At 74.8% G+C, this 854-nt stretch carries 1 protein-coding gene; it reads left to right on the top strand.

What is annotated here, in order from left to right; translation table 11 throughout:
• Positions 1 to 308: 308 nt before the first annotated feature.
• Positions 309 to 854 (top strand): hypothetical protein (locus G6R24_RS21180; RefSeq protein WP_225438895.1); only part of this gene is annotated, 546 nt, incomplete at its 3' end.

The following is an 854-nucleotide window of genomic DNA, read 5'->3' as shown; positions in this document are numbered from 1 at the left end:
GTCATCCCGCTGGCGCCGCGGCGGCGGTGCGCTCGCTGCCGCGGGCAGCTGGACGTGACGCCGGCGGGGCCGTTGTGCCCGGTCTGCACCGGCCAGGATGGTCTGTTCGGTGGTGCGGCATGACCGCCCATCAGCTCCCGGCCGCCGGGCCGTCCGAGCCGGGTTGCAACCAGCCGAAAATTGGGGTTCCTCGCGCGCGCACGCGTAGGGCCCCCTCCGGCCCCCCTGGCTGCAACCTGCAACCGTGCAGGTCGGAGGCGGTTGCAGGGGTGGTTGCAGGGGTCAACCAGCTAGTCCGGGTGCAACCAGTGCAACCGGCGGCTGCAACCATCCCCGAACAGACCCCGCAGACCCCCTCCAACCCGGCCGCCGTGCGGGTGTGGCGGGCGACGTCGGCAACGGCGGTGACGGTCCTCGACGGCCTGTCCCCGGCATGCGCCCCGTTCGCCGGCTGGTGGGATGCGGAGGCCGGCCGGCGCCGCGAGTTGCGGACCTCGGAGCATCGGGCGGCGTGGATCGTAGCCCGCCATCACCGGGCGGTGGCGTCGGTGTCGGTGTCGCAGGCCCGCAGCCAGTGCAAGACGGCCCGGGAGGCCTCCGCCAACCCGCTGGCCGCCCGCCGCCGTGCCGCCCGCCTCGCCAGCAAGACCGCCAAGGGCCGCGGGAGGGCCGCCAGGGCCGAAGTGCGGGCCGCCAGGGTGGCCTATCCGGCGGCGCTCTATCAGCGGGCTCTGCAGGCGCATGCGGCTCATGCGGTGCCGACGTCCGGGGTGTCGGCTGCGTCGTGGCTGTCGTCGCAGGACTGGACGGCGGTGTGGCCGGTGTCGCTGTCCGCCGGCTTGCTCGGCCTGCAT

The sequence above is a fragment of the Candidatus Frankia nodulisporulans genome (genome assembly GCF_902806475.1).
In the GTDB taxonomy this organism is placed as follows: Bacteria; Actinomycetota; Actinomycetes; order Frankiales; family Frankiaceae; genus Frankia; species Frankia umida.
This window is presented reverse-complemented; position numbering and strand designations above follow the sequence as displayed.